The following is a 26,780-nucleotide window of genomic DNA, read 5'->3' on the forward strand; positions in this document are numbered from 1 at the left end:
GACCAGGTCACCGGCGACGTCGTCGACGTCGAAGCGCCGCTGCTCCCCCGCCTCGGCGGCGACGCGGGCGTGGAAGACCACCTGCAGCAGCACGTCGCCGAGCTCCTCGCGCAACGTGGCCGAACAGGGCCGGGGAGGCGCCGAACAGGCAGTCGGTGAGCTGCTCCTCGGTCAGCCGGACCTCGGAGAGGGCGCGCTCGTAGTCGGCGAGCTCGCGCACCAGCCCGACCACGGCGGGGACGTCGTCGGGCCGGATCGGCCGCACGCTCACGACAGGACCTCCTTGAGCCGTCCGGGCACCAGCCGGCCCAGCGGGGAGAGCACCGGGACGAGGACCGGGGCCAGCAGGTAGCCGTAGGCCAGCACGCACCCGGTGACGACGGGGAACAGCGCGAAACCGATCACCAGCAGCACAGCCGTGGCGACCAGCCCGTAGGGGCGACCGCTCTTGGGGCTGACCAGCGAGCGGAAGGACCGGAACCGGATGTTGGTCACCATCAGCACGGCCGGGACCGCGACCACCAGCAGCACCCAGAGCCGGTCGCGGCCTTGCATGTCGTCGCCGAACGCGAACACCGACGCGAGCACGACACCGGCCGCACCGGGGCTGGGCATGCCGATGAAGTACCGCTTGTCCGCCGTCGGGTCGATGGTGGTGTTGAAGCGGGCGAGCCGGATGGCCGCGCACGCCACCCAGAGGAAGCAGACCACCCAGCCCACCGGGTCCCACTCGTCGCGGCCCTCGGAGAACAGCGTGAACGCCAGCAGCGCCGGTGCCAGGCCGAAGGAGACCAGGTCGGCCAGCGAGTCGAACTGCAGGCCGAAGGGCGTCACCGCGCCCACCAGCCGGGCGACGGCGCCGTCGGTGATGTCGAACAGCACCGAGAGCCCGATCAGGACGGCGGCGAGGGTGTACTGACCGCGGATGGAGACCAGGATCGCGCCGAAGCCGCACAGCATGTTGCCGAGGGTGAACAGGCTGGGCAGCGTGGCCAGCGCGCGGCGCCGGCTTCCCCGCACGGAACCGCGGACGAACTCGACGGTGGCCGTGCGACGGGTCTGCGGACGGCGCTCACCGGACGCGGAGCTGGGCACGCCGATGCCCTCAGCCGGCCGAGGGCCAGCGGGCGATGACGGTCTCGCCGCCGCGCACGCGCTGCCCCTTGGTCACGGTGAGGGTGCACTCGCGCGGCACGAAGACGTCCATGCGGGAGCCGAACTTCATCAGCCCCATGCGTTCCCCCGTCGCCAGCGTGCGGCCCGGCCCGGTGCGGGTGACGATCCGGCGCGCCAGCACCCCGACGATCTGGCGGAAGACGACCGTGCGGTCGCCGTCCCGGAGCCGCAGCTCGCTGCGCTCGTTGCGGTGCGCCGATTCCTTGCGGTAGGCCGCCAGGAAGCTGCCCCTGCGGTAGGAGCTCTCCACGACCTCGCCGCGGTAGGGGGAGCGGTTCACGTGCACGTCGACCACCGACAGGAAGACGCTGATCTGCTGCCAGCCGCCCTCGGGGGCGTCGTCGGGCGCCACCCCTTCCTGGGGCTCGCCGGCGACCATGACCACGCCGTCAGCGGGGGAGAGGACGTCGTCCGGATCGGCCGGCACGGTGTCGCACCGCCGGTCGGGATCCCGGAAGAACAGGGCCATGTAGGCCGAGAGGGCCAGAAACGGCCAGACGGCCCACCGGCGTCCGGCCACGCCGAGGCCGGCCGCGGGAAGGAGGGGTCCGGTGATGAAAGGCCACCCGGCCCGGTCGATGCGCATCGTCCTCAGACCGTACCGGCCCCGGCCCGGGATGGTCCGGACGCCGGGTTCAGGCAGGGGGCGAGGTGATGTCAGGGTCGGCCCCCTGCTCGGTGGTGCGCGACCGGGGCGGCCCGCCGTACCAGTCGAGGCAGATCATCGTGGCGTCGTCGCGGAGGTCCCCGCCGGTCTCCTTGAGCACGGCCCGGCCGAGGGCGCGGACCACCTCACGCGGGTGAAGGTCGGCCGTGTCGGCGAGAGCCCTGGCGACGTCCAGGTCGACGGCGTTGCGCTCCTGCATGCCGTCGGTCAGGAAGACGATCCGGTCCCCGGGCTCGAGCGGGAAGGGCTGGACGCCGAAGGACTTGCCGGGCACGACGCCGAACGGCGGTTCGACCCGTAGTTCGATCTCCTCCACCCGGCCGTCGCGCAGCCGCAGTGGGAGGACGTGCCCGGCGTTGACGACGGTCGCGGTGCCGGCGTGCAGGTCCACCTCCACCAGCTGCCCGGTGACGAACTGCCCGGCGTCCGCGTTCTCCGCCAGGGAGTCGTTGGCGTACCTGGCCTGTTCGGCGAGGTCGAGGCCGCGGCGTCGGCCGTTGCGCAGTGCGCCGACCAGGAGTGTGGCCAGCAGGGCTGCCGAGACCTGGTGGCCGACGGCGTCGGTGATCGACAGCTGGAGGCGGTCGCGGTCGAGCGTGTAGTCGAAGGTGTCCCCACCGACCGAGCTGGCCGGCTCCAACCAGCCGGCGAGGGTGAACTGGCCGGCCTCGCACGTGTAGGACGCCGGCAGCAGTCGGCGCTGGATCTCCGCCGCCAGCGCGAACGGCGTCGTGCGCTGGCCCCACTCGAAGACGTCGGTGTGCCTGCGGGCGGCGATGACGACGTAGGCGAGCGCGTGCGCCGCGTTGCGGACGTCGGCCATCTCCTTCTGGGAGGGGTATCGGGCCAGCTCTATCTCGATCACGCCGATCGCGTCGCCCCGGTCGGTGACCGGCACGACCATCACCGCCCCGCCGGCGGACTCCCGGACGTCGGCCTCCTGCCTCCGCAGGACCTGCTCGTAGACCGTGCCGTCCAGCGGCAGCGTCTCGGCCTGCTCGGCCCCGCGCTCGCGCGCGCCCTCGACGGGCACGGCGGATGTCAGCCGGACGACGGCCCGGCCGGTGAAATCGGCGATCAGCAGGGTCACCCTGCGGGCCTCGACCATTGCGCCCAGGGCGTCCGTCACGGCCTCCACCGCCTCGATGGGCGGCGCGGCCTCGACCTTCTCCAGGAGGGCCCCGACGTCGATCACGAAGTCCTCCGAATCACGCATGGGCAAACCCTAGGCGCAGGCCCGGCGCCGCCAGGCCCGAAGGGCTGCACGAGACGTGGCTGCCGGGCCGCCCACGTGGGCGGCCCGGCAGCCGAGGGGTCCTGCGGGAGGCTCAGGCAGCGGCCTTGGTCTCCCAGAAGATCTTGTCGATCTCCGCGATGTAGTCGAGCAGCTTCTGGCCCTCGGCGGGGTCCATGCTGCCCTTGCCGCCGGCCGCACCTGCCTGCTTCGTGGCCTTGTTGAACAGCTCGTGCAGGTGCGGGTACTTCTCGAAGTGCGGCGGCTTGAAGTAGTCGGTCCACAGCACCCACAGGTGGTGCTTGACCAGGTCGGCCCGCTGCTCCTTGATCATGATCGCGCGGGTCCGGTAGACCGGGTCCTCGTTGCTCTGGTACTTCTCCTGGATGGCCTTGACCGATTCCGCCTCGATGCGGGCCTGGGCCGGGTCGTACACGCCGCAGGGGAGGTCGCAGTGCGCGGTGGCCTCCACGGCGGAGAACATGCGGAACAGACGCATGAGAGGTGCCTCCGGGTTCGTGGGGTTGGATCTTCTGCGACCCTACCCCCGGTGATCAGCGCGAACACGTCGGGCGGTCGCGGTCCGGAAGGCGGTCCCGGGCTGCCGGCGCGCTGGGTGCTGGCCCGGGTGACCGGCCCGTCGATGTCACCCACCGTCCGGCACGGGGACCGGCTGGTCGTGCGGCGGCTGCCCGTCGGGTCGCCGGTCCGCCCCGGTGACGTCGTGCTGGCCCGCTTCCCGGCCCGACCGGAGCTGCTGGTGGTCAAGCGGGTGCGCCGCGCCGTCGACGGCGGGTGCTGGGTCGAGGGGGACAACCCGTTCCTGACCGACGACAGCCGTTCCTTCGGTGTTGCCGTCGCCGTCGGCCGCGTCGTGGGCCGCCTCTGGCCGCGCCCCGGCCGGCTCCCGGACGCCCCTCCGCCGGATCCGCTCTCAGACCTCGCGTAGCTGGGCGTACCGCGCGGCGCACTCGGCCATGGTCGGCAGCAACCCCTGCTCGCGCGCCTCGGCGAGGGTGGGCGCGTTCCGGTCCTTGGCCGACAGCTGGAGATCGAGGCCCGACGGCCAGGGCAGGTCCAGGTCGGGGTCCAGGGGGGAGATGCCGAACTCCCGGCCCGGGTCGTAGGCGGAGGAGACCAGGTAGGTGACCGAGCTGCGGTCGGCGAGGGCGACGAACGCGTGGCCCAGCCCCTCGGCCAGGTAGACCGCGCGCGGCTGCTCGCTGTCCAGCAGCACCGCGTCGTGCACGCCGAAGGTGGGGGAGTCGACGCGCACGTCGACGACGACGTCGAGCACCCGGCCGGAGGGGCAGTAGACGTACTTGGCCTGACCGGGGGGCACCAGGGCGAAGTGCACGCCGCGCAGGGCGCCCGCGCTGGAGACGCTGTGGTTGGCCTGCGCCAGGGTCAGCGGGTGTCCCACTGTCTGGGACAGCAGGTCGGCGCGATACCACTCGGTGAAACTGCCCCGCGTGTCCCCGTGCGGCGTCAGATCGATGACGTAACTGTCGGGCACGGCGAGCTCGCTGATCTCCACGTGCGCACCGTAGCGACAGGGCGGCCTCCGGCCGTGGTTACGCTGCTGTGCCCATGAGCGGAAATCCGGCCTCCGGGGACCACGTCGGCACCGACCGCTTCGCCGCCGATCCGGCGTTCGCGGTGCACGAGGGCGGGAAGCTCTCCGTGTCCTCCACCCGCTCGATCGGCTCCATCGCCGACCTCGCCCTCACGTACACGCCGGGCGTCGCCCGGGTGTCCAGCGCGATCGCCGCCGAGCCGGAGCTGGCCCGCCGGTTCACCTGGGCGCCCCGTGTCGTCGCGGTGGTCTCCGACGGCACCGCCGTCCTCGGGCTCGGCGACATCGGCCCGGCCGCGTCCCTGCCGGTGATGGAGGGCAAGGCCTGCCTGTTCAGCGAGTTCGCCGGTCTCTCCTCGGTGCCGATCGTCCTCTCCACGACCGACGTCGACGAGATCGTCGAGACGGTCGCCGCCATCGCGCCGTCGTTCGGCGGGATCAACCTCGAGGACATCAGCGCCCCCCGCTGCTTCGAGATCGAGGCCCGGCTGCGCGAGCGCCTGGACATCCCCGTCATGCACGACGACCAGCACGGCACGGCGATCGTCGTGCTCGCCGCGCTGCGCAACGCCGCGGCGGTGGTCGGCCGGGAACTGGGGGACCTGCGGGTCGTCGTCTCGGGCGCCGGCGCCGCCGGCGTCGCCTGCACCAAGATCCTGCTCGAGGCGGGGGTGGGAGAGATCGCCGTGGCCGACTCGCGCGGCGTCCTGCACCTCGGCCGCGACGGGCTGACCGGCACCAAGCGGTGGCTCGCCGAGAACACCAACCCGTCGGGGTTCGCCGGCTCCATGGTCTCGGCGCTGCGCGGGGCCGACGTCTACCTGGGGGTCTCCGGGGGCTCGGTCCCCGAGGAGGCGATCGCGTCGATGGCGGAGAACTGCATCGTGTTCTCCCTGGCCAACCCGACGCCCGAGGTGGATCCGCAGATGGCCGCCAAGTACGCCGCCGTCGTCGCCACCGGCCGCAGCGACCTGCCGAACCAGATCAACAACGTGCTCGCCTTCCCGGGGGTCTTCCGCGGCGCGATCGACGCCGGCGCGACCAGCATCACCGAGGAGATGAAGCTCGCGGCCGCCACGGCCATCGCCGGCGTCGTCGGTGCCGACCTGCGGCCCGACTACATCGTGCCCAGCCCGCTGGACCGCCGGGTCGCGACCGCCGTCGCCGAGGCCGTGGCGGCCTGTGCGCGCGACCAGGGCGTCACCCGCTGATGGAGGACCTCGTCCTCCCCGCCCTTCGCACGCTCAGGGCGGGCCCCGGGACGGGGCCGGAAGGACATCAGGGCCGGTAGACCCGGCCGAGGACGCCGGCCAGCAGCCGCTCGGCGACCGGTCGGGGCAGCGCCGCGACCAGGGCGTGCACCGGGGCCATGCGCTCGGGGAGCGAGCCGCCGGAGATCCCGGCCAGCTCGAGCAACGCCTCCACCTCGGCCACGGTCAGCGCCGCGGGGTCGATCGTGGCGGCCGCCGCCACCAGCTCGGGATCGGGCACGGGGCGGGGGAGCGCGGCGGCCGCCCGTGCCGCGTCGCGGAGATCGGCCAGCAGGGCCGTCACCCGGTCGGCGGTGGCCGCCGTGACGGTGAGGTGCAGGGTGGCCGGGAGGTCCCCACCGTCCTGGGTGAAGGGCGGCTGCGGCTGCAGCAGCCAGCCGCGGGCGGTCATCTCGTCGGCGAGGTTGAGGACGTCCACGCCGTCCGGGCCGTCCGCGGCCAGCGCCACGAGCGTGGTGGCGGGGCGCCCGACCACGCGCACCCCGGGGATGTCGCCCACGCCCTCGACCAGGGCGCACGTGGCCCGGCGCGCGCGGGCGGCGAGCTCCCGGTAGCCGTCGTCGCCCAGCCACCGGTGCACCGCCCAGGCGGCCGCCATGGCCCCGGCCGGGCGGGTGCCGGCCAGGGTCGGGTTGACCACCGGGTAGCCCGGCCAGCCGGCGGTGGTGAACCAGTGCGCGTGCCGGAGCTCGGGGGTGGCGGTCAGCGGGACCGAGACGCCCTTGGGCGCGTAGCCGTACTTGTGCAGGTCCACCGACAGCGACGTCACCCCCGGTACCGACAGGTCGAAGGGCTCCGGGACGTCGTCCAGGAAGGGCAGCACCCAGCCGCCGATGCAGGCGTCCACGTGGCAGGGCACCCCGGCGCCGGCCGCGAGCCCGGCGATCTCCCCCACGGGATCGAGGACGCCATGCGGGTAGGACGGCGCGCTGACGACCACCAGCACGGTGCGCTCGTCCAGCTGCCGCACCACCGCCGACGGGTCGGCCCGGCAGGTCTCCGCGTCGACCGGGATGTCCACGACCTCCACCCCGAACAGGTGCGCGGCCTTGCGGAAGGCCGCGTGGGCGGTGACCGGCAGGAGCAGCCGGGGCCGTCCGGCCCCGCCCCGGGCCCGCCACTGCTCGCGCGCGGCGAGGACGGCGAGCTCGCAGCTCTCGGTGCCGCCGCTGGTCAGCGTCCCCACGGCGTCAGGCCCGCCGCCGAGCAGTCCGAGCGCGGCGCCGACCAGGTCGTTCTCGATGCGGGCCACGCTGGGGAAGGCAGTCGGGTCCAGCGCGTTCGTCCACTGGAACGCCGCCTGGGCGGCCGCCGCCAGCTCCTCGACCTCGGCCCGGCCGGAGTCGTAGACGTAGGCCATGGTGGCGCCTCCGTGGGTGGGCACGTCGCCGGTCTGCAGCGCGGTGAGCTCGGCGAGCACGTCCTGCGGGTTCACGCGGGGACCTCCTGGGCGGTCGCGGGGGTGAGGCGGTAGCGGGCGAGCACGGGCAGGCTGGCGAGGACGAGCACGGCGGGCAGCACGCTGAAGCCGAGCCGGACGGCGGTGAGCGCGGTCGAGGACTGGGTCGCCGTCTCCCCGCCGGTGGAGGAGACGTAGCCGGCCAGCGCGAGCAGTCCGCCGAGCAGCCCCGGGCCGATCGCGAGCCCGAGGGTCTCGGCCGCCGTCCAGACCCCGGTGAACACGCCGGCCCGTCGCCGGCCGGACGCCGCCTCGTCGGCGGCGATGACGTCGGGCAGCATGGCGAGCGGGAACATCTGCATGCCGGCGTAGCCGATCCCCACGAGGACGACGAGGGCCAGCACCAGCCCGGTCCCGCCCGCGTCGCCCACCGCCAGACCCGCCGCCGCGGCCGCGAAGAGGGTGGCCGAGGCGAGCAGCCCGGCGCGCTTGCCCACGGTGCGGCTGACCCGCAGCCACAGCGGCATGACGAGGATCGCCGGGCCCACCAGCGCGGCGAACAGCAGCGATCCGGCGGCCGGGTCGCCGAGGACCTGGCGCGAGTAGTACGGCACCCCGGCCAGCATCACGCCGATCCCCAGCGCCTGGACGACGAACCCGGTGAGCAGCACCCGGAACGGCCGGGACCGCCACGCCAGCGCCAGCGCGGCGCCCAGCCGTTCCTCGCTGCGCACCTGGGTGAGCGTCGGCGCCCGCCGGGTCCCGGCGACCGCGCCCAGCATGCCGACCGCCAGCAGCACGGCCACGAAGACCGCCATCGCCAGGTGACCGCCGCGCCCGCCGCCGGCCAGGTCGACGACGGCGGGCGCCCCGGCGCCGGCGAGCAGGATGCCGACGGCCAGCGCCGCCACGCGCCACGACATCAGGGTGGCCCGCTCACCCGGGTCGTCGGTGATCTCCGCCGGCTGGGCTACGTAGGGCACCTGGAACAGCCCGTAGGCGGTGGCCGCCAGCAGGAAGGTCACCGCGACCCAGGTGGCGGCCACCCAGGGCGGGGCGCCGGGGCCGGCGAACACGAGCACGAACAGCGGGGGCAGGGTGACCCCGCCGGCCAGCATCCACGGCCGGCGGGGCCCCCAGCGGCTCACCGTGCGGTCCGACCGGCTGCCGATCCACGGGTTGAGCCAGACGTCCCACGCCTTGGGCAGGAACACCACCAGACCCGCGACCCCGGCGGCCACGCCCAGCACGTCGGTCAGGTAGTACAGGAGCAGCAGCCCCGGCACCGTGCCGAACGCCGCCGTCCCGATCGAGCCCAGCGCGTACCCGAGGTGGACGCCCCGGTCGAGCCGGGGACCAGGTGAGACGGCCGTCACAAGTGCTGCACGGTAGCGGCTCAGTCGCCCTTCACGTTCACCAGCTGGCGCAGCGTGTGGCGCACCTCCACCAGGTCGGCCGCGTCGGCCATGACGACGTCCACGTCCTTGTAGGCGGCGGGGATCTCGTCGAGGAACGCGTCGCTGTGCCGCCACTCGATGCCGCGCATCGACTCCTCCAGCTGGGCCCGGGTGAACGTCTTGCGCGCCTTCGTGCGCGAGAACACCCGGCCGGCGCCGTGCGGCGAGCTGTTCAGCGACTCCGGGTTGCCCAGGCCGGTGACGACGTAGCTCGCCGTCCCCATCGAGCCGGGGATGAGCCCCGCCTGCCCCTTCTCCGCCTGGATCGCGCCCTTCCGCGACACCCACAGCTGCTCGCCGAAGTGCTTCTCGTGCTGGCTGAAGTTGTGGTGGCAGTTGATCCGCTCGAGCTCCGGCGTGCTGTCGGCCCGCATGTGCCGGGCCAGGCAGTCGGCGACCCGGTCCATCATCTCCTCGCGGTTGAGCAGCGCGAAGTGCTGCGCCCAGCGCAGCTCGGCGACGTACCGGTCGAACTCCGGGGTGCCCTCGTCGAGCCAGGCGAGGTCGCGGTCGGGCAGGTCCAGGCCGTCCCGCCGGGCCCGCTCCTGGGCGATCGCAATGTGCTTCTGGGCGATCTTGTTGCCCACTCCGCGGCTGCCCGAGTGCAGGAACAGCCAGACGCGGTCGCGCTCGTCGGCGGTCACCTCGATGAAGTGGTTGCCGGAACCGAGGCTGCCCAGCTGCATCGCCCAGTTCGGCGCCGTCGTCGTGACCGAGGCCAGCACGCGGTCGCCGAGCTCCTCGGCCTTCGCCTCCAGCTCCTCCACCCGCCGCCGGGCGGTCGCGGTGAGCTTCTTGTTGTACCGGCCCGCCGACAGCGGGACCGCCCGCTCGATGTCCCCGCGCAGCGGTGCCAGGGGGCCACGTGCCCGCACCTCGTCCACCGACCAGGGTGTGCGGACGGCGATCATGCCGCAGCCGATGTCGACGCCGACCGCCGCCGGGATGATCGCCGCGCGCGTCGGCAGCACCGACCCCACGGTCGCGCCCTTGCCGAGGTGCGCGTCGGGCATGAGCGCCACGTGGGGGTCGACGATGTCGAGGGAGGCGGTGCGCTCGGCCTGCCGGCGGGTCTCGTCGTCGAGGATGCTCGCCCAGTTCAGGAGCTTGTCGGACAGTCTTTCCACCCCTGGAGTCTGCGGGTCCCGGCCGATCACGGCGAGCGGTTTGTCCCAGGGGCCGATCGTGGGTACCGAACCGCGCATGGGAGCCAGCAGGGCGGCCGTCGCCGCCTCGGGTCAGTGGGTCGATCCCGACGACGGGATCCGGTACCCCGCCGGGGAGGTGCACGCCTGGGAACGCGGGCGCAACGAGACCTCCTGCGGGCTGTCGCTGCACCGCTCGCGGCTCACCCGCTTCCCGCACGTCGGCTGGCCGGACGTGCAGCCGGAGTCGGGCCGGCACGCCGAGGAGGTGCAGGAGGTCTGCCGCCGCTGCCGGGCCGCCCAGGGAGCCCGGCGGGACGACCGAGGGTGGACGCGCACCAACCCCCGCCCGTGAGCTGTGCCCAGCCGGTGCCGAGTTCGACAGCACGGTGTGCTGCGCCGTCCGCACGCCCTGACACCCGCTGACAGCGTCGCCAGGTCAACGTGAGCGCTTGGCGGCCTTGCGTTCGGCTTTGCGTTCGGCCTTGAGTCGGGCCTTCCGTGCGCGGGCCTCGACGGCCTGGCGGGTGGTGCGGCCGTCCCTGCGGCCGAGCAACCAGCCCAGCAGCCGCGCGAGGGCCAGGTCGGGTCCGGCGTGGTTGCCCGGGGTGCCCTGGGACTGCTCGCCGAGGAAGTTCGGGTCCGGGGCGTGCCAGGGGTCGTGGCGGGGATCGGGACGAGGCATCGCGGACCTCCGGGTGTGGTGACGTCGACGGTGGGGCGCCAGTCGCTGCCCGGGGCGCCCGGCTCGGCGGGGAGCTGCGGAGTGTTCCCGCAGATGGCGAGGTGCTCGGCCTCGGCGAGCGCGCAGCCGGCGGACGGCTCCGGTGCCGGCGTCCGGCGCCGGTCCGGCCCGATGGCCCCGCTCGGACCTCCGCACACCTGGCGCACCGTGCTGCCGAACTCAGCCGGCGGTGAGCAGTCGGTCGACGGCCAGGTGCAGCTCGGTGTTCGTGTAGGCGAGCACGACGGTGGCGACGACGAACAGCGGCACCAGGGCCACCCGCTCCACGGTCGCGCCGGTGCGGATGGGGGAGAGCGCCAGCCGCTTGCGCTTCCCCAGCCAGAGCAGCGGCACCGGCACCCCGGCGGTGGTGATCGCGTCGCCGGCGATGTGGGTGAGCACACCGGCCGCGACCGCCCAGGGCAGCCAGGACGGGGAGGTCGTGTGGTCCAGCAGCAGCCAGGCGCCGCCCCACGACAGCACCAGGTTGCCCAGGATCGTGGTCTCGGTGCGACCGGGGATGACGAAGTGCAGGGCGCGCAGCGCCAGCCCGATGGCCAGCGCGAGCAGCAGCAGGCTGGACCAGAACGCGCCGGAGGCCGCCATGGCCAGCGCTCCGAAGGCGATCGGGGCGAGGACGGCGTCGTGGGTGCCCCAGCGGTGCCCGCCGGACAGCGCCCCGATCGCGCCCGCGGGCACGTCGGTGACCGGGCCCCACATGTCCGAGACGGTGGAGTTGCGGTGGTCGAGGTCGGGCAGCATCGCGAAGCCGCCGACGGCGGCGACCCAGGCCGCCTGGCCGACCGCTCCCTGCACGGGGGCCCACGGCAGGGTGGCGGCGCCTGCGGCCAGGCCGGAGAGCGCGTGGGAGTGACCGAGCACGTGCCCAGCGTGCCGCCGCGCCGAGCCGCGGCCGGGCAGGCGCTGCGGCGTGTCCCCGTCGATCAGTCGTCGATCAGTCGTCGAGCAGGTGGCGCAGCAGCCGCTCGGGCGCGGCGAAGAAGGTCTGCCAGTCGCGCACCAGGTCCAGCTCGGCCCACGGGCGCTCGGCGAACCCCGTCTCGTCCAGCTCGTAGACGCGGGCGCCCGGGAGCGCGGCCAGCACGGGGGAGTGGGTGGCCAGCAGCACCTGGGATCCGGTGCCGGCGACGCCGTGCAGCAGCGCCATCAGCCGGAGCGACGACCGGAACGACAGCGCCGACTCCGGCTCGTCGAGCACCCACAGCCCGCGCTCGAGGGTCCGGGACTCGAGGAAGGCCAGGAAGCCCTCGCCGTGGGAGCGCGCGTTGAGCGGCACGCCGTCGAAGGCGCGGGTGGCCGGGGAGGCGTCCATCCCGGCGAAGTGGTCGTGCATGGCCTCCGCCCGGAGCCAGACGCCTCCCTGCGGCCGTGGGCGCTGGCCGTCGAGCAGCAGGTCACGGTGCAGCTCCGAGTCGTCCACGGCCGGGGCCAACGGCCCCCAGTGCTTCACCTGCGCGGTGAGCGACGCGCCCCACGCACGGGCGACCGCCTCCAGCAGCGTGGACTTGCCGCTGCCGTTCTCCCCGACGACCACCGTCAGCGGAGCGAGCTCCATCCCGCCGGAGCGCAGCTGGGCGACGCCCGGCAGGTCCCAGAACCAGGCGTCGGGATCGGCGACGTCGGCCCGGACACGCACCCGCGACAGCGGGAGATCCGCGCCCGCGGCGGGGCCGGTCACTCGTCGAGGTCGTCGTCCGTGCCGCCGCGGGCCAACCAGGTGGCCAGCCGCTCCACGGGCACCTCGAAGTCGGGGTGCTGGTCGACGAACGCCTGCATCTGGTCGGCCAGCCAGGCCAGGGTCACCTGCTCCTCGCCGCGCCGTCCGGCCAGCTCCTCCAGGCCCCGATCGGTGAAGTACATGCCCCAGAACCTACGACGCCCGGTCCCCGAGCGGATCGGGGACCGGGCGTCGCACGGTCCGGTGCCGGCTCAGCCGGCCAGGTCAGCCGGCGAAGGCCTCGGCGACCAGCTTGCGCTGCTCGACCTCGTGCACCTTCGCCGAGCCGACCGCCGGGCTGGCCGACGCCCGGCGGCTGACCCGACGCAGCTTCCGCCCCTCCGGCAGCTCCTCGGGCAGGTTGACGGCCATGAACTGCCAGGCGCCCATGTTCGCCGGCTCCTCCTGCACCCACACCACGTCGGTGGCGTTCGGGTAGCGCTCCAGCTCGGTGCGGATCTGCTCGGCCGGCAGCGGGTACAGCTGCTCGACCCGCACGATCGCGGTGTCGGCGCGGCCGTCGGACTCCCGCTGTGCCATGAGGTCGTAGGCGACCTTGCCGCTGCAGAGGAGCACGCGCTTCACCGCGCCGGCGTCCAGGGCCTCCCCGCCGACCCCCGTGTCGGGCAGCACCGGGCGGAAGTTCTGCTCGGTGAAGTCCGCGACCGGGCTGACCGCCGCCTTCGCCCGCAGCAGCGACTTCGGCGTGAAGACGACCAGCGGCCGGTGCACGTCCGACAGGGCCTGACGGCGGAGCAGGTGGAAGTAGTTGCCCGGGGTCGTGCAGTTGGCGACGGTCATGTTGTTCTCCGCCGACAGCTGCAGGAACCGCTCGATGCGGCCGCTGGAGTGGTCGGGACCCTGACCCTCCATGCCGTGCGGCAGCAGCAGGACGACGCCGGAGCGCTGGCCCCACTTGGCCTCGCCGGAGCTGATGAACTCGTCGATGACCATCTGGGCGCCGTCGACGAAGTCGCCGAACTGGGCCTCCCAGAGCACCAGTGCCTTGGTGTTGGCCACCGAGTAGCCGTACTCGAAGCCCAGCGCCGCGTACTCGCTCAGCAGCGAGTCGTAGACGAAGAACTTCGCCTGGTCCTCGGTCAGGTTGGCCAGGGGGGTGTACTCCGCGCCGTTCTCCCGGTCGATGAGCACCGAGTGGCGCTGCACGAAGGTGCCGCGGCGGGAGTCCTGCCCGGCCAGCCGGACGGGCACGCCCTCCATCAGCAGCGAGCCGAACGCCAGCAACTCGCCCATGGCCCAGTCGATGCCGCCCTCGCTGGCCATCGCGGCCCGCTTCTCCAGCATCTTCTGCAGCTTCGGGTGCGGCGTGAAGTCCGGTGGGAAGGAGACGTGCGCGTCACCGATGGTCTTGAGGACCTCCTGCGTGACGGCCGTCTGCACCGTGGACTCCTGCGGCGTGCGCGGGTCCATCACCGGCTCGGGCTTGGAGGAGTCCTGCGCGTCGTGGGTCTCGGCGAAGGCGCGCTCCAGCTGGCCGCGGTAGTCCTTGAGGGCCTCCTCGGCCTCCTCGAGCGTGATGTCGCCGCGACCGACCAGCGCCTCGGTGTAGAGCTTCCGGACCGAGCGCTTGCGGTCGATGATGTCGTACATCTGCGGCTGGGTCATCGAGGGGTCGTCACCCTCGTTGTGCCCGCGCCGGCGGTAGCAGACGAGGTCGATGACGACGTCCTTCTTGAACTGCTGCCGGTACTCGACCGCCAGCCGGGCCACCCGCACGCAGGCCTCGGGGTCGTCCCCGTTCACGTGGAAGATCGGGGCGTTGACCATCCGCGCGACGTCGGTCGAGTAGAGCGTCGAGCGCGCCGAGCCGGGGCTGGTGGTGAAGCCGACCTGGTTGTTGATGACGACGTGCACGGTGCCGCCGGTGCGGTAGCCGCGGAGCTGGGAGAGGTTCAGCGTCTCCTGGACCACGCCCTGGCCGGCGAACGCGGAGTCGCCGTGCAGCAGGAGCGGCAGGACCGTGAAGCCCTGCTCGCCCTTGTCGATCATGTCCTGCTTCGCGCGGACGATGCCCTCGAGGACGGGGTTGACCGTCTCCAGGTGGGACGGGTTGCTGGCCAGCGAGACGGCGATCTCGGCGTCGGTGCGGAACGGGTTGCGGAACGTCCCGGTGGCGCCGAGGTGGTACTTCACGTCGCCGGAGCCCTGGACCGTGCCCGGGTCGATGTTGCCCTCGAACTCACCGAAGATCTTGGCGTAGCTCTTGCCGAGCACGTTGGCCAGGACGTTGAGCCGGCCGCGGTGGGCCATGCCGATCGCGACCTCGTCGAGCCCGTGGTCGGTGCCGGCGATGAGCACCTCGTCGAGGATCGGGATGACCGACTCCCCGCCCTCCAGGCTGAACCGCTTCTGCCCGACGTACTTCGTCTGCAGGAAGGTCTCGAACGCCTCGGCGGCGTTCAGCCGGCCGAGCACGTGCTTCTGCTTCTCGCGGTCGGGCTGCTCGTGCTTGATCTCGATCCGCTGCTGGAGCCACTCGCGCTCCTCGGGATCGGTGATGTGCATGTACTCCACGCCGACCGTGCGGCAGTAGGAGTTGCGCAGCACGCCGAGGATGTCCCGCAGCGGCATGAGCCGCTCACCGGCGAAACCGCCGACCGGGAACGTCCGGTCCAGGTCCCACAGGGTGAGACCGTGCTGGAGGATGTCGAGGTCGGGGTGGGTGCGGACCTTGAACTCGAGCGGGTCGGTGTCGGCCATGAGGTGGCCGTTGCGCCGGTAGGACTCGATGACCTCGATGACCCGGGCTTCCTTGTCGATCTGCCCCTCGCGCGTGACCCGCACGTCCGGCATCCAGCGCACCGGCTCGTAGGGGATCCGCAGCGAGCGGAAGACCTCGTCGTAGAAGCCGTCCTCACCCAGCAGCAGCGAGTGCAGCTTGCGCAGGAAGTCGCCGGACTCCGCGCCCTGGATGATCCGGTGGTCGTAGGTCGAGGTGAGCGTGATGATCTTCGAGACGCCCATGTCCGTGAGCACCTCGGGGCTCATCCCCTGGAACTCGGCGGGGTACTCCATGGCCCCCACGCCGATGATCGCGCCCTGCCCGGCGGTCAGCCGCGGCACCGAGTGGTTGGTGCCGATCGTGCCCGGGTTGGTCAGGCTGATCGTGGTGCCGGAGAAGTCCTCCATCGTCAGCTTGTTGTTCCGGGCGCGCCGGATGATGTCCTCGTAGGCGGCCCAGAAGGCGGCGAAGTCCATCTCCTCGGCGGCCTTGATCGACGCCACCACCAGGGACCGCGAGCCGTCGGGCTTGGGCAGGTCGATGGCGAGCCCGAAGTTGACGTGCTCGGGCGCCACCAGCACCGGCTTGCCGTCGACCTCGGCGAAGGCGCTGTTCATGTTCGGGAACGCGTCGAGCGCCCGGATCAGCGCGTAGCCGATCAGGTGCGTGAAGGAGACCTTGCCCCCGCGTGCGCGGGCCAGGTGGTTGTTGATGACGATGCGGTTGTCGACCAGCAGCTTCGCCGGGACCGCGCGCACGCTCGTCGCCGTCGGCACGGTCAGCGAGGCGTTCATGTTCTTGACCACCGCGGCGGCAGCGCCGCGCAGCGGGGACTGCTTGCCGTCGCCGGCCGACGGCTTGGGCGCCGGCTTGGCGGCGGGGGCGGCCTTCTCCGCGGGGGCGGCCTTCTGCGCGGGGGCGGCGGGCTTCGGGTTGCTCTTCTGCACGGGTGCGCTCCCGGTCGGCTCGGACCCGGCGGCCGGGCGCTGGACGTCCGGCGCTGCCGCGCCGGCGGGCTCCGGCGCCGCGCTGGGCGCCGGAGCGGACTGCGGCGGGGACGCCGGTGCGGGGGCGCCCTTGGCGGGCGGCGCCTGCTCGCGGTCACCGCCACCGACGGGGCTGCCCGGCCGGTAGTCGGCGAAGAACTCGTGCCACGCCTGATCGACGCTGGACGGGTCGGCGAGGAACTGCTGGTACATCTCCTCGACCAGCCACTCGTTGGTGCCGAAACCGGCGACCGGGGACGAGGTGGACGACGGGCGGGATGAGTTCACGCTTGACACGGGGTCGAGTGCCTTCTTCGTCTTGGGGCTGCGTCTGAGGGGCGTCGCTGGACCGGGTGTCGAGTCTACGCCCGTGCCGGGTCGCCGACCCGGCACGGAGCGGGAACCGCGCGCCCGTCCCGCATGGTGGTCAGTGCGTCGCGCCGTGGGCCACGAGCAGTTCGACCAGGGCGTCGTTGCCGCTGGCCTCGTGCTCGTCGGCCCGCCGGTGCCGGGCCGCCGCCACGCGGCTGATGTCCAGCGCGCTGGCACCGTCGTGGGTGGTGGCGTTGACGTCGGCTCCCGCGTCCAGCAGCAGCCGGACGATCTCGGGCACGTCCCCCGTGGCGCCCGCCGCGACCGCCGCGTGCAGCGGCGTGCGGCCGGTGTCGGGATCCCGGCGGTCGACGTCCGCGCCGGCGTCCAGGAGGAGCCGCACCAGCTCCGCGCTGCGGCCGGTGGCGGCCGCGTGCAGCGCGCCGCCATCGGGGTCGGCGCCGCGTGCCAGCAGCAGCCGGGCGGTGCCGGCGGCGCCGCCGAACGCGGCCCACGCGAGCAGGTCGACCCCCGTGGCCGGGTCGGTCAGCGCTGCGCCGCCGTCGAGCTCGGCGGTGAGCCGGTCGACGTCGTCGAGGTAGGCCGCGCTGGGGGCGTCGACCACCGCGCCCAGCTCCACCAGCACCGGGACCAGCCCGGGCGCGTGCTCGAGCGCCAGGTGCAGCGGCGTGCGGTGCTGGTCGGTGCGGGCCGAGAGGTCGGCGCCCGCCCCGGCCAGCACGCGGACGACGTCGACCCGGTCGCAGGCGACCGCCAGGTGCAGCGGGGTCCAGCCGTCCTGGCCGTCGCGCTCGACGGTGCCCTGGACCAGCTGAGGCGACTCGGCGACCGCCGTCCGGACGGCATCTGTCTCCCCGTCGGCGATCAGCCGGCCGAGTCGTTGGACCGTCATGCGAGTGGTCACGCGTTCTCCGTTCTGCGTTCGGGGCTGCTGTTCGACCGGAGCAGGGGTCGTAGGCCTGCCACTGGCGCCTCAGGCGATGTCGCGGCGGACCGCCAGGAAGGTGCCCAGGAACGCCGCCAGGAGACCGTAACCGAGCAGCAGGAGGCCGCCCTGCCACGGCGTCAGCAACTCGGGTGCCTCGAAGTCGGACGTGAGGGCCTGCACCGCCCCGCCGGGCAGCCACTTGTAGGCCGCCTGGATGGCCCCGACGGAGGCCACGATCGGCTCCACGACGTAGAGGTAGACCAGCGCACCGACGATCGCGCCGACCTGGTTGCGCAGCAGCGCGCCGACCCCGACGCCGATCACGGTGAACAGGACCAGCACCAGACCCGACAGGGCGATGGTGCGCAGGTTGTCCCCGGCCAGGGACGGCGTGGCCCCGCGGGCACCCGCGTAGACGACCGCGACCAGGACGTTGACCGCCAGGACCACCAGCGCGAACGGGAGGGCGACGAGCGCGTACGCGAGCAGCTTCGCGCCGACCACCCGGCCGCGGTGCGGGGTCGTCAGGAAGGTGGGGGTCGCGGTGCGGTGCCGGTACTCCTGGGTCATCCCGATGATGCCGAGGATGAGCAGCAGCACGCTGGCGTTGGAGCCGACGGAGAAGATCAGCTCCTCGTAGGCGGGGGTGCCGACCGCCGGCAGTCCCGGCTGGCCCTGCTGCTCCACGCCGGCCAGGGCGGTGAACAGTGCCGTGAAACCGCCGGCCAGGACGCAGGCGCCGATCAGCAGCCCGATCCACACCCGGGTGGTGAAGAGCTTGGTCCACTCGGCGCGGACGAGGTCGGTCATCGGGAGACCTCCGGGGACGTGGCGCCGGCGGCGTACTGCTCCTGGCCGGCCGTGAGCTGGAAGTAGATCTCCTCGAGGCCGCTGGTGCGGGAGCGCAGCTCGTGCAGCTCCACCCCGGCGGCGAAGGCGCGGGCGCCGACCTCGGCGGTGGTCCGGCCGGAGACGGTCAGGGAGTCGCCGTCGAGGGTGACCGGCATGCCCGCGGCGCGCAGCGACTCGGCCAGCCGCGCGATCTCCGGGCTGCGCACCAGCACCGTGCCGCCGCTCTCGGCGCCGGAGCGGAGCTGCTCCATCGAGGCCTCGCGGACCAGCCGGCCGGCGCCGACGATGACGACGCGATCGGCGGTCTGCTCGACCTCGGCGAGGAGGTGGCTGGAGACCAGCACGGTGCGGCCCTGCTCGTGCGCGAGGTGGCGGAGGAAGCCGCGCAGCCACTGGATCCCCTCGGGGTCCAGCCCGTTGGCGGGCTCGTCGAGCACGAGGACGGCGGGGTCGCCCAGCAGCGCCGTCGCCAGACCGAGCCGCTGGCGCATGCCGAGGGAGTAGCCGCCCGCCCGGCGGCCGCCGGCGTCGGCCAGGCCGACCTGGGCCAGCACCGCGTCCGCGCGCTGCAGCGGCAGCCCGGCGGCGCGGCAGTAGACGCGCAGGTGGTTGCGGCCGGAGCGGGCGGGGTGGAACGCCGTCTCCAGGACCGCCCCGACGGTGCGGATCGGCTCCCGCAGGCCCGCGTACGGGGTGCCGTTGAACGTGGCGGTGCCCGCGTCGGGCTGCACGAGCCCGAGCAGCATGCGCAGCGTCGTGGTCTTCCCCGCGCCGTTGGGGCCGAGGAACCCGGTGACGGTGCCCGGCTCGACGGTGAACCCGAGATCGCTCACCGCCCGGACGGCGCCGAAGGACTTGGTGAGCCCCTGGACCTCGACCCGCACGGGGCCGGTCGTGGGGGCGGGGGCGGTGGAAATGTCGCTCTCCTCGTCTGCTGGCCCGTGTTCCCCACCCATCCAAGCGCACGCGGGTGACCTTCCGGGAGCCCGTGGGTGCACGTTCCCCGCCACGTGGTCGACTGGGTGCGTGGGACCGGTGCGGCTGGGGCGTGCGCGGCTGGCGGTGACCGTCGTCTTCGCGGCGAACGGTGCCCTCTTCGGGAACTGGGCGGTGCGGATCCCCGCGGTCAAGACCGCCCTCGGGCTCTCCGACGCAGCACTCGGCGGCGCCCTGCTCGTGCCGGCGGTCGGGGCGCTGATCGCCATGCCGCTGGTCGGTGCGCTCAGTGCCAGGCTCGGCAGCCGGACGACGACGGTGGCCACCGCGCTGGCCTTCTTCGCGGTCCCGGTCCTGCTGGGGCTGGCGCCGTCGCTGCCCTGGCTGGTCCCGGCGCTGCTGGTGTTCGGGCTGGCGTTCGGCGGCCTGGACGTGGCCATGAACGCCCAGGCCGTCACGGTCGAGCGGGCGATCGCCCGGCCGGTGATGTCGTCGTTCCACGCGGCGTTCTCGGCCGGGGCCCTGGTGGGGTCGCTGACCGGTTCGCTGGCCGCGGCGGGGGACGTCGGGCTGCCCTGGCACCTGGGCGGCACCGGCCTGGCGCTGCTGCTCCTGACCGCGCCGCTGTTCCCGGCGCTGCTGCGGGAGCAACGAACCGAGGGGGAGGCGGGGCCGCTGTTCGCGTGGCCCCGCGGCCGGCTCCTGCCGCTGGCCCTCATCGCGCTGGTCGTCCTCCTCGCGGAGGGCGCGGTCGGCGACTGGAGCGCGGTCCACCTGCGCGACGAACTGGGTGCCTCCGCCGGGGTGGCGGGGCTGGCGTTCACCGCCTTCAGCCTGACGATGGTGGCCGGCCGGCTGGCGGGCGACCGCGTCGTCGCTGCGTGGGGGAGGGTCCGCACCGTCCGCACCTCGGCACTGGTGGCCACGGCCGGCGGGGTGCTGGTGGTCGCCGGCCCGACCGTCGCCGTGGTGCTGGTCGGCTTCGCCGCCCTGGGGGCCGGGCTGGCCTGCACGGTCCCCCTGGTCTTCTCCGCCGCGGCGGAGGGCGAGCCGGAGGCCGGGCCGGCGCTCGCCGCGGTGAGCACCCCCGGGTACCTCGGCTTCCTGCTCGGCCCGCCGGCGATCGGGGGCCTGGCCGAGCTGGTGGGGCTCTCCGCGGCGCTGGCGCTGCTGCCGCTGCTGCTCGCCGCGGTGGCGCTCCTGGCCGGCCGCACCGGCCCCGCCCGCGTGACCCCGGGCACACGGGCGGTCGTCGTCCCCTAGAGTGCCCGCCGTGAGCGAGCCCGTGACCGCCTACTCCACGGTCGTCGTCGGAGCCGACGGCTCGCAGTCCTCGCTGCGCGCCGTCGCCCGGGCAGGAGCGCTGGCCGGCGCCTGCGGGGCGACGCTGGTCGGCCGGCTGCTGGGCTCCGTGCCGGCCGATGCCACCCGCGGTCGCGGTGCGCTGATCGTGCACACCACCGACTGAGGTCTGCGACGGGCATGGTTGATCCCGGGGAGGGTCCGGACCCCGGCGCCCGGGAGGCGCTGGAGCGGCTCCTGCTCGGCGGGCCGCGCCGGTACACCCGGCTGGAGGTCGGCCGGATGGCGGGGATGCCGCCGGAGCGGACCCAGCGGCTCTGGCGGGCGCTGGGTTTCCCCGACGCCGCCGACGACGACCCCGCCTTCACCGACGCCGACATCGCCGCTCTCGGGGTGCTGTCGACACTGATCGACTCCGGCTTCGTCGACCCGGAGAGCGAGGCCTCCATCGCGCGGGCGATGGGGCAGTCGCTGTCCCGGCTGGCCGACTGGCAGACCGACATGCTGGCCGACGCGCTGCTCCGCGGCGCGCAGGCCGGCGAGGACCCGGCCGCGACCACCGAGCGCGCGGTGGCGGCCGCGCAGGCGCTCCTGCCCCGGCTGCGCGAGGTGCAGGACTACGTCTGGCGCCGGCACCTCGTGGCCAACGTCGACCGGCTGCTCGCGGCCACCGGCCCCGGCGACCGGCGGGAGCTGGCGGTGGGGTTCGCCGACCTGGTCGGCTACACCTCCCGCAGCCGCGGCATGGGCGGCCGCGAGCTGGGCGCGATGGTGGAGGACTTCGAGAGCACCGCCGCCGAGGTGATCGCCCGGCACCACGGCCGCGTCGTGAAGACCGTCGGTGACGGCGTGCTGTTCACCGCCTGGTCGGCCACGGACGCCGCGGACATCGGACTGGAACTCCCTGACGCCTGGGCGGCCGCCGACCGTCCGCCGCTGCGGGTGGGAGCCGCCTACGGGGCGGTGCTCACCCGCCTCGGCGACGTCTACTCGCCGGTCGTGAACCTCGCCAGCCGGCTCACCTCGCTCGCCCGGCCCGGCGCGCTGCTGGTCGACCGGGACCTCGCCGACCGGCTGCGCGGGCTGCCGGACTACCGGGTGCGGCCGCTCCGCCGGGTCTCGGTGCGCGGCTACGACCACCTCCAGCCGTGGCTGGTTCGGCGGAGCAGGACGACGAGCGGCGAGGACGCCGACAGCGGCTACGGCGACGACGCCTTCGACGTCGAGGACGACCCGTCGGCGAGCCGGGGCTGACCCCGACCGGGCGGCTTGGCAGGCTGGAGGGGTGAGCGCCACCCTCGTCGCCCGCGGACTGGCGGCCGGCCACGGCGCCCGCGTGCTCTTCTCCGACCTCGATCTCGTCGTCGCCCCGGGCGATGTCGTCGGCCTGGTCGGGGTGAACGGCGCGGGCAAGTCCACGCTGCTGCGCACCCTGGCCGGGGAGCTCGCCGCCGAGGCCGGCAGCATCGCCCTCAGCCCGCCGACGGCCACCCTGGGCTACCTCCCGCAGGAGCACGAGCGGCGACAGGGGGAGACGGTCCTCGCCGCGCTCGCCCGGCGGACCGGTGTCACGGCCGCGCAGGCGGCCCTGGACGCCGCGACCGATGCGCTCACCGCCGGCGCGGCGGGCGCCGACGACGCGTACGGCGACGCACTCGAGCGCTGGCTCGCGCTCGGCGGCGCGGACCTCGAGGAACGGGCGGCCGAGGTGGTCGCCGAGGTGGCGCCCGGCGTCGCGCTGGACGCGCTGATGACCGGGCTCTCCGGCGGGCAGGCCGCGCGCGTGGGGCTGGCCTCGCTGCTGCTGTCCCGCTACGACCTCCTGCTGCTCGACGAGCCGACCAACGACCTGGACCTCGCCGGGCTCGACCAGCTGGAGCGGTTCGTGACCGGTTCCCGGGCCGGTGTCGTCGTCGTCAGCCACGACCGCGAGTTCCTCGCCCGCACGGCCAACCGGATCGTCGAGCTCGACCTCGCCCAGCAGCTGGTGCGGGTGCACGACGGCGGCTACGAGGCGTACCTGGCAGAGCGGGAGGTCGCCCGCCGGCACGCGCGCGAGGAGTACGAGGAGTTCGCCGAGACCAAGGCGGGGCTGGAGGCGCGCGCCCGGATGCAGCGCAACTGGATGGCCAAGGGTGTCCGCGACGCGGTCAAGAAGCAGAAGGACCCCGACAAGTTCATCAAGGCGCACAACCGGGCCTCGGCGGAGAAGCAGGCGGCCAAGGCCAAGCAGACCGAGCGGATGATCGAGCGGCTGGACGTGGTCGAGGAGCCCCGCAAGGAGTGGGAGCTCCGCATGGAGATCGCCGCCGCGCCGCGGGCCGGCGCCGTCGTCGCCACGCTGCGCGGCGCCGTCGTCCGCCGGGGCGGCTTCACCCTCGGCCCGGTGGACCTGCAGGTCGACTGGGGCGACCGGGTGGCGATCACCGGCGCCAACGGATCGGGGAAGTCGACCCTGCTGGCCGCTCTGCTCGGCCGCGTTCCCCTGGACGAGGGGTCGGCGTCGCTCGGGCCGTCGGTCCGGATCGGCGAGATCGACCAGGCCCGGGAACGCTTCCTCGGTCCGGAGCAGCTGCTCGACGCGTTCGGCGCGGAGGTCCCCGACTGGCCGACGGCGGAGGTGCGGACGCTGCTGGCGAAGTTCGGCCTCACCGCCGACCACGTGCTGCGCCCGGCGGTCACCCTGTCGCCGGGGGAGCGCACCCGCGCCGCCCTGGCGCTGCTGCAGGCCCGAGGCATCAACGTGCTGGTGCTCGACGAGCCGACCAACCACCTCGACCTGCCGGCGATCGAGCAGCTGGAGCAGGCGCTGGCCGGCTACACGGGCACGCTGCTGCTGGTCACCCACGACCGGCGGATGCTCGCCGCCGTCGTCACCGACCGCCGGCTCGAGGTCGACGGCGGGCGGGTCACCGAGCGCTGAGCCGGTCAGCCGGCGGGGGCCCCGAGTTCGTCGGCGATGCCGACGGTGTCCATGCCCGCCCACGTGTCGGACACGTGGTGCGCCAGCACCATCAGGTCGCGCAGCTCGCCGCTGCGATCGCGGATGTGGTCGCGCAGCAGGGCCTCACCGCTGAAGCCGAGGTCGCTGAAGAGCGCCAGCGCCGCCCCCTGCTCGGCGACCACCTCGACGACGAGCTTCGACAGCCCCGAGGAGACCGCGCCGACCAGGGCCTGCCGGGCCAGCTCCCGCCCGAGCCCGCTGCCGCGGCGGGACGGGGCGACGACCAGGCGGACCTCGCCGACGTGGTCCGACCAGCCGGGCAGCGGCCGGACGGCGACGTAACCGGTCACCTCGTCGCCCTCGACCGCCACCCAGCGGCCGCCGGCGGAGTCACCGGTCGCCCACGAACGGACGGTCTCGGGGTCGGTGACCTCCTCCTTGATGAAGGTCAGGTCCCCTTCGGGGAGGTCACCGAAGAACCGCAGCAGCGCGTCGCAGCGATCGGGTCCCAGTTCCACCACCGTCACGTCAGGCCTCCTGGCTGGTCTCGTCGGCGTCGAGCGGGTCGCTGCGCCGGCGGACGAAGTCGATGATCGTGGGCACCGTGGTCTTCGCCGCGGTGCGCCCGACGACCAGCCCCATGTGTCCGGCGTCGAGGCAGAGCTCGTGCTTGTCGGGGGAGCCGACCAGGTCGATCAGCGGTGCGGTGGCGTCCGGCGGCACGATGTGATCGCGGTTGGCCCGCACGGACAGGAACGGCACCTGGATGTCGGCGAGGTGCACCGGGTCCCCGCCCACGGCGAGCCGGTCGTCGACCATGCCGTTGTTCCGCACCAGCATCTCCGCCGTCTGCCGCGCGGCGGCGCCGGGGAAGGGCACGTGGTCGTCCGACCACCCCGTCATCGCCTGGTAGGAGGCGACGTACTCGTCGTTCCAGAGCCGCTCCCACAGGGTGACGTAGCGGGTCACCTCCGCCGTCGGGGTCAGCGCCCGGAAACCCTGGACGACGACCGAGGGCGGGACGTTGCCGTCCGCGTCGAGGACCGAGCCGACGTCCATCCCGCCGACGGCGAAGATGTCGGCGAGCGGCCCCATGTGCCGGAAGTCGACCGGTGTCGCCAGCACGGTGAGGCTGCGCAGCGGCGCGTCGGGGTGGTGCGCGGCGTAGAGCAGGGCCAGGTTCCCGCCGAAGCAGTAGCCGAACAGGTTGACCTCGTCGGCGCCGGAGAGCTCGAGGACGCGGTCGACCCCGGCGGGGATGTAGTCGTCGACGTAGTCCTCGAGGCCGTTGCCCGCGTCGCGCTCGTCGGGCTCGCCCCAGTCGAGCATGTACACGTCGAAACCGGCCTTCAGCAGCTGCTCCACGAAACTGTTGCCGGGCGTCAGGTCGAGGATGTAGCTCTTGCTGATCATGCTGAACACGATCAGCAGCGGTGGCCCGTAGCGGACGCCGCCATAGGTGTCGGGGTCGTTGCGGTAGTGCCAGAGCTGGGTGCGGCCCCGCTGCCAGACGACGTCCTTGGGGGTCTGCCCGACACCGGGCCGGTCGACGCCGGCGACGAGCTTGATGCCGTTACGGGCGCGCAGGGTGTTGCGCTCGACGTCGCGCCGGACGCGGTCGAGCACCGTCTGCGGGCTGGGCACCGTCGGCATCGCTGTCCTCCGTGGTCGGGGCGGTCGTCGTTCGGGCCGGGCCGGGGCGCGTCGGAGAGCCGCGTCGCCGCTCCTGCTCCAGCTGGATGGTCAGCCGGCGCACCTCGCGGTCCAGGGAGCCGATCTGCGCGCGCAGTCGGCTGATGTCGCTGCCCGCGGGCAGGTTGACCAGGTGCCAGGCGCGCGCGCTCAGGTCCCGGACGGAACTGCCCGCGACGGTCTGCGCGCGGCGCAGCAGCGCGGTGGCCAGGGAGAAGTACTCGCTGCGGACCAGGTCGTCGGCCCGGGGCGCGATCGCGCGCTCGGCGGCGTCGTAGGCCTGCCGCCACATCGGGGCGCTCACCGGCGCTCCCCGGTCGCCGGCGCCGCGCGGTCGAGCGGCTGCTGCGCGAGGTCGGTCATGGTCGGTCTCCCTGTGCCCGGTGTCTGGACCCAGCGCCCCTACCCGGCTCGACCGGTGATCTACCGCACACGGCCGATACGGTGGCGGGACACCCCATCGTCTGCGAGGAGATCCCCGCTCATGCCCGACCGCTCGATCCTCGACCTGTTCCGCCTCGACGACCGCGTCGCCATCGTGACGGGGGCGTCCTCCGGGCTGGGGGCGGTCTTCGCCCGCACCCTGGCCGAGGCCGGCTGCGACGTCGCGCTGGGGGCCCGCCGGGTCGACCGGCTGGCCGACACCCAGCGCGCGGTGGAGGCGGCCGGGCGGCGCGCGATCAGCGTGGCCACCGACGTGTCCCGGCCCGAGGACTGCCAGGCCCTCGTCGACGCGGCCGTGGCGGAGTTCGGCAAGGTCGACATCCTGGTGAACAACGCCGGTGTGGGCACCGCCGCGCCGGCGACCCGGGAGACGCCCGAGCAGTTCCGGCAGGTCATCGACGTCAACCTCAACGGCTGCTACTGGATGGCCCAGGCCTGCGGCCGGGTGATGCAGCCCGGCAGCTCCATCGTCAACATCTCCAGCGTGCTGGGGCTGACCACGGCCGGCCTGCCGCAGGCGGCCTACGCCGCGAGCAAGGCGGGGCTGATCGGGCTGACCCGTGACCTCGCCCAGCAGTGGACCGGGCGCAAGGGCATCCGCGTCAACGCGCTGGCGCCGGGGTTCTTCACCTCGGAGATGACCGACCAGTACCCCGAGGGCTACCTGGAGTCGCAGCTGTCCCGGGTCCTCGTCGGGCGGAAGGGCGAGCCCGAGGAGCTCGCCGCTGCGCTGGTCTTCCTGGTCAGCGACGCCGGCGGGTACGTCACCGGCACCACCATCCCGGTCGAGGGCGGGATGCTCACCAGCTGAGCGACGGGTCCGCGGCGGCGAGGTCGGCGCGGGCGGTGCACGGGCGGACCCGGTCGGCGTCGGGGTCCGGTTCCGGCAGCGCGGCCGCCCCGCTGTCGCGCAGCGGTCGCGGGCGGCGGGGGTGGCGGCTGCCGCTCCCGCCGCCCCGGTGCGGGTAGACCAGGACGCCGTTGACCGGGTCGGGCGCGGCGTCGAGCGCCGCCCGCACCGCCGGTGCGTCGCGGAAGCCGTCGCGCTGGCCCTCCTCGTCGAAGACGAACTCCAGGACGACGCCCCAGCGGTGCTCGTGCTCGTCCCAGAACCGGGCGCCGGACGCACCGCCGTCTCGACGAGCAGGTCGTGCCAGGCGCGCAGCCATCCCGAGGCGGGGGTGCCGCCGTCGAAGACCTCGATGGTGACCCAGTTCACAGTTGTCCGACGCT

Annotated in this window: 28 protein-coding genes and 1 pseudogene; 8 read left to right on the forward strand and 21 right to left on the reverse strand. The window is 73.9% G+C overall.

Translation table 11 applies throughout. The features are described from left to right. The 5 genes and pseudogenes from ACI8AG_RS17280 to sodN all read right to left on the reverse strand — a co-directional run. A pseudogene (locus tag ACI8AG_RS17280) lies at window positions 1-93 on the reverse strand (MazG family protein); the annotation flags it as partial. 174 nt (window positions 94-267) lie between these two features. Then, window positions 268-1,095 carry a CDP-diacylglycerol--serine O-phosphatidyltransferase gene (gene pssA / locus ACI8AG_RS17285; RefSeq protein ID WP_456597999.1) on the reverse strand — a complete coding sequence of 276 codons (828 nt, stop codon included), beginning with the start codon at window positions 1,093-1,095 and terminating at the stop codon, window positions 268-270. Window positions 1,096-1,105: 10 nt separating this feature from the next. Beyond that, entirely contained in the window at window positions 1,106-1,762 is a 657-nt protein-coding gene (locus tag ACI8AG_RS17290; RefSeq protein ID WP_456589262.1) for a phosphatidylserine decarboxylase, read from the reverse strand. Between the two features lie 49 nt (window positions 1,763-1,811). Beyond that, the gene (locus tag ACI8AG_RS17295; protein WP_456598000.1) at window positions 1,812-3,059 is read right to left on the reverse strand and encodes a PP2C family protein-serine/threonine phosphatase; all 1,248 of its coding nucleotides are present in this window, start codon (window positions 3,057-3,059) and stop codon (window positions 1,812-1,814) included. A gap of 112 nt (window positions 3,060-3,171) precedes the next feature. After that, a complete protein-coding gene (gene sodN, locus ACI8AG_RS17300; RefSeq protein ID WP_456589260.1) occupies window positions 3,172-3,576 on the reverse strand; it encodes a superoxide dismutase, Ni in 405 nt (134 codons plus the stop codon). 51 nt (window positions 3,577-3,627) lie between these two features. Here sodN and ACI8AG_RS17305 point away from each other — a divergent pair, with 51 nt between their 5' ends. Continuing rightward, entirely contained in the window at window positions 3,628-4,026 is a 399-nt protein-coding gene (locus ACI8AG_RS17305; RefSeq protein WP_456598001.1) for a S26 family signal peptidase, read from the forward strand. Here the strand turns inward: ACI8AG_RS17305 and ACI8AG_RS17310 are convergent. After that, a complete protein-coding gene (locus ACI8AG_RS17310) occupies window positions 4,012-4,614 on the reverse strand; it encodes a dTDP-4-dehydrorhamnose 3,5-epimerase family protein (RefSeq protein WP_456589258.1) in 603 nt (200 codons plus the stop codon). The two genes, ACI8AG_RS17305 and ACI8AG_RS17310, sit on opposite strands and share 15 nt — an antisense overlap. A gap of 53 nt (window positions 4,615-4,667) precedes the next feature. Between ACI8AG_RS17310 and ACI8AG_RS17315 the strand changes: the two genes are divergently transcribed. Continuing rightward, the gene (locus ACI8AG_RS17315; protein WP_456589257.1) at window positions 4,668-5,864 is read left to right on the forward strand and encodes an NAD(P)-dependent malic enzyme; all 1,197 of its coding nucleotides are present in this window, start codon (window positions 4,668-4,670) and stop codon (window positions 5,862-5,864) included. Between the two features lie 67 nt (window positions 5,865-5,931). Here ACI8AG_RS17315 and ACI8AG_RS17320 read toward each other — a convergent pair whose 3' ends face one another. The 3 genes from ACI8AG_RS17320 to ACI8AG_RS17330 are packed head-to-tail and all read right to left on the reverse strand — an operon-like array spanning window position 5,932 to window position 9,907. After that, a complete protein-coding gene (locus tag ACI8AG_RS17320) occupies window positions 5,932-7,359 on the reverse strand; it encodes a pyridoxal phosphate-dependent decarboxylase family protein (protein ID WP_456598002.1) in 1,428 nt (475 codons plus the stop codon). Continuing rightward, window positions 7,356-8,699, reverse strand: a complete 1,344-nt coding sequence (locus ACI8AG_RS17325; protein ID WP_456598003.1) for an MFS transporter — start codon at window positions 8,697-8,699, stop codon at window positions 7,356-7,358. The genes ACI8AG_RS17320 and ACI8AG_RS17325 overlap by 4 nt, the downstream gene beginning before the upstream one ends. Window positions 8,700-8,719: 20 nt before the next feature. After that, window positions 8,720-9,907: an RtcB family protein gene (locus ACI8AG_RS17330; RefSeq protein ID WP_456589254.1), complete on the reverse strand. Its 1,188-nt coding sequence runs from the start codon at window positions 9,905-9,907 to the stop codon at window positions 8,720-8,722. 76 nt (window positions 9,908-9,983) lie between these two features. On the opposite strand from ACI8AG_RS17330, the gene ACI8AG_RS17335 reads away from it, so the two are divergent. Beyond that, window positions 9,984-10,280, forward strand: coding sequence for a hypothetical protein (locus tag ACI8AG_RS17335; RefSeq protein WP_456589253.1), 297 nt, complete (start codon window positions 9,984-9,986; stop codon window positions 10,278-10,280). 84 nt (window positions 10,281-10,364) lie between these two features. Here ACI8AG_RS17335 and ACI8AG_RS17340 read toward each other — a convergent pair whose 3' ends face one another. From ACI8AG_RS17340 to ACI8AG_RS17375, 8 genes are all read right to left on the reverse strand, one after another. Then, a complete protein-coding gene (locus ACI8AG_RS17340) occupies window positions 10,365-10,610 on the reverse strand; it encodes a hypothetical protein (RefSeq protein ID WP_456598004.1) in 246 nt (81 codons plus the stop codon). A gap of 219 nt (window positions 10,611-10,829) precedes the next feature. Continuing rightward, complete coding sequence (locus tag ACI8AG_RS17345; RefSeq protein WP_456589251.1) at window positions 10,830-11,531, reverse strand: metal-dependent hydrolase; 702 nt, start codon at window positions 11,529-11,531, stop codon at window positions 10,830-10,832. 73 nt (window positions 11,532-11,604) lie between these two features. After that, a complete protein-coding gene (locus ACI8AG_RS17350; RefSeq protein ID WP_456589250.1) occupies window positions 11,605-12,348 on the reverse strand; it encodes an AAA family ATPase in 744 nt (247 codons plus the stop codon). Beyond that, window positions 12,345-12,530 carry a DUF6104 family protein gene (locus ACI8AG_RS17355; protein ID WP_456598005.1) on the reverse strand — a complete coding sequence of 62 codons (186 nt, stop codon included), beginning with the start codon at window positions 12,528-12,530 and terminating at the stop codon, window positions 12,345-12,347. The genes ACI8AG_RS17350 and ACI8AG_RS17355 overlap by 4 nt, the downstream gene beginning before the upstream one ends. Before the next feature lie 82 nt (window positions 12,531-12,612). Beyond that, window positions 12,613-16,404: a multifunctional oxoglutarate decarboxylase/oxoglutarate dehydrogenase thiamine pyrophosphate-binding subunit/dihydrolipoyllysine-residue succinyltransferase subunit gene (locus ACI8AG_RS17360; RefSeq protein WP_456589248.1), complete on the reverse strand. Its 3,792-nt coding sequence runs from the start codon at window positions 16,402-16,404 to the stop codon at window positions 12,613-12,615. A 139-nt stretch (window positions 16,405-16,543) separates the two neighbouring features. Continuing rightward, on the reverse strand, window positions 16,544-17,353 hold the full coding sequence (locus ACI8AG_RS17365; RefSeq protein WP_456589247.1) for an ankyrin repeat domain-containing protein: 810 nt from the start codon (window positions 17,351-17,353) through the stop codon (window positions 16,544-16,546). Window positions 17,354-17,422: 69 nt separating this feature from the next. Then, on the reverse strand, window positions 17,423-18,187 hold the full coding sequence (locus ACI8AG_RS17370) for an ABC transporter permease (protein WP_456589246.1): 765 nt from the start codon (window positions 18,185-18,187) through the stop codon (window positions 17,423-17,425). Then, on the reverse strand, window positions 18,184-19,113 hold the full coding sequence (locus ACI8AG_RS17375; protein ID WP_456589245.1) for an ABC transporter ATP-binding protein: 930 nt from the start codon (window positions 19,111-19,113) through the stop codon (window positions 18,184-18,186). Before ACI8AG_RS17375 ends, ACI8AG_RS17370 begins: the two co-directional genes overlap by 4 nt. Window positions 19,114-19,255: 142 nt before the next feature. Between ACI8AG_RS17375 and ACI8AG_RS17380 the strand changes: the two genes are divergently transcribed. Genes ACI8AG_RS17380 through ACI8AG_RS17395 form a run of 4 tightly spaced genes read left to right on the forward strand, consistent with a single transcriptional unit; the run spans window position 19,256 to window position 23,390 of the window. Continuing rightward, complete coding sequence (locus tag ACI8AG_RS17380) at window positions 19,256-20,428, forward strand: MFS transporter (RefSeq protein WP_456598006.1); 1,173 nt, start codon at window positions 19,256-19,258, stop codon at window positions 20,426-20,428. 10 nt (window positions 20,429-20,438) lie between these two features. Beyond that, window positions 20,439-20,633, forward strand: coding sequence for a hypothetical protein (locus ACI8AG_RS17385; protein WP_456598007.1), 195 nt, complete (start codon window positions 20,439-20,441; stop codon window positions 20,631-20,633). A gap of 14 nt (window positions 20,634-20,647) precedes the next feature. Beyond that, entirely contained in the window at window positions 20,648-21,721 is a 1,074-nt protein-coding gene (locus ACI8AG_RS17390) for an adenylate/guanylate cyclase domain-containing protein (RefSeq protein WP_456589242.1), read from the forward strand. Between the two features lie 31 nt (window positions 21,722-21,752). Beyond that, complete coding sequence (locus ACI8AG_RS17395; protein WP_456598008.1) at window positions 21,753-23,390, forward strand: ABC-F family ATP-binding cassette domain-containing protein; 1,638 nt, start codon at window positions 21,753-21,755, stop codon at window positions 23,388-23,390. A 5-nt stretch (window positions 23,391-23,395) separates the two neighbouring features. Here ACI8AG_RS17395 and ACI8AG_RS17400 read toward each other — a convergent pair whose 3' ends face one another. The 3 genes from ACI8AG_RS17400 to ACI8AG_RS17410 are packed head-to-tail and all read right to left on the reverse strand — an operon-like array spanning window position 23,396 to window position 25,407. After that, a complete protein-coding gene (locus ACI8AG_RS17400; protein ID WP_456589240.1) occupies window positions 23,396-23,938 on the reverse strand; it encodes an N-acetyltransferase family protein in 543 nt (180 codons plus the stop codon). A 1-nt stretch (window position 23,939) separates the two neighbouring features. Beyond that, the gene (locus tag ACI8AG_RS17405) at window positions 23,940-25,064 is read right to left on the reverse strand and encodes an alpha/beta fold hydrolase (RefSeq protein ID WP_456598009.1); all 1,125 of its coding nucleotides are present in this window, start codon (window positions 25,062-25,064) and stop codon (window positions 23,940-23,942) included. Continuing rightward, complete coding sequence (locus ACI8AG_RS17410; protein ID WP_456598010.1) at window positions 24,985-25,407, reverse strand: hypothetical protein; 423 nt, start codon at window positions 25,405-25,407, stop codon at window positions 24,985-24,987. The genes ACI8AG_RS17405 and ACI8AG_RS17410 overlap by 80 nt, the downstream gene beginning before the upstream one ends. Window positions 25,408-25,587: 180 nt before the next feature. On the opposite strand from ACI8AG_RS17410, the gene ACI8AG_RS17415 reads away from it, so the two are divergent. Then, a complete protein-coding gene (locus ACI8AG_RS17415; protein WP_456589237.1) occupies window positions 25,588-26,358 on the forward strand; it encodes an SDR family NAD(P)-dependent oxidoreductase in 771 nt (256 codons plus the stop codon). Here the strand turns inward: ACI8AG_RS17415 and ACI8AG_RS17420 are convergent. Then, window positions 26,348-26,716 carry a hypothetical protein gene (locus ACI8AG_RS17420; protein WP_456598011.1) on the reverse strand — a complete coding sequence of 123 codons (369 nt, stop codon included), beginning with the start codon at window positions 26,714-26,716 and terminating at the stop codon, window positions 26,348-26,350. The genes ACI8AG_RS17415 and ACI8AG_RS17420 overlap by 11 nt on opposite strands. Between the last annotated feature and the right edge of the window lie 64 nt (window positions 26,717-26,780).

Source organism: Blastococcus sp. SYSU DS0552, from assembly GCF_054050815.1.

Coding starts and splice junctions, on each gene's coding strand:
- ACI8AG_RS17420 (WP_456598011.1), bottom strand. CDS start 26,716: ATGGCTGCGCGCCTGGCACGACCTGCTCGTCGAGACGGCGGTGCGTCC.
- ACI8AG_RS17335 (WP_456589253.1), top strand. CDS start 9,984: ATGGGAGCCAGCAGGGCGGCCGTCGCCGCCTCGGGTCAGTGGGTCGAT.
- ACI8AG_RS17415 (WP_456589237.1), top strand. CDS start 25,588: ATGCCCGACCGCTCGATCCTCGACCTGTTCCGCCTCGACGACCGCGTC.
- ACI8AG_RS17370 (WP_456589246.1), bottom strand. CDS start 18,187: ATGACCGACCTCGTCCGCGCCGAGTGGACCAAGCTCTTCACCACCCGG.
- ACI8AG_RS17405 (WP_456598009.1), bottom strand. CDS start 25,064: ATGCCGACGGTGCCCAGCCCGCAGACGGTGCTCGACCGCGTCCGGCGC.
- ACI8AG_RS17340 (WP_456598004.1), bottom strand. CDS start 10,610: ATGCCTCGTCCCGATCCCCGCCACGACCCCTGGCACGCCCCGGACCCG.
- ACI8AG_RS17390 (WP_456589242.1), top strand. CDS start 20,648: ATGGTTGATCCCGGGGAGGGTCCGGACCCCGGCGCCCGGGAGGCGCTG.
- ACI8AG_RS17290 (WP_456589262.1), bottom strand. CDS start 1,762: ATGCGCATCGACCGGGCCGGGTGGCCTTTCATCACCGGACCCCTCCTT.
- ACI8AG_RS17295 (WP_456598000.1), bottom strand. CDS start 3,059: ATGCGTGATTCGGAGGACTTCGTGATCGACGTCGGGGCCCTCCTGGAG.
- ACI8AG_RS17355 (WP_456598005.1), bottom strand. CDS start 12,530: ATGTACTTCACCGATCGGGGCCTGGAGGAGCTGGCCGGACGGCGCGGC.
- sodN (WP_456589260.1), bottom strand. CDS start 3,576: ATGCGTCTGTTCCGCATGTTCTCCGCCGTGGAGGCCACCGCGCACTGC.
- ACI8AG_RS17315 (WP_456589257.1), top strand. CDS start 4,668: ATGAGCGGAAATCCGGCCTCCGGGGACCACGTCGGCACCGACCGCTTC.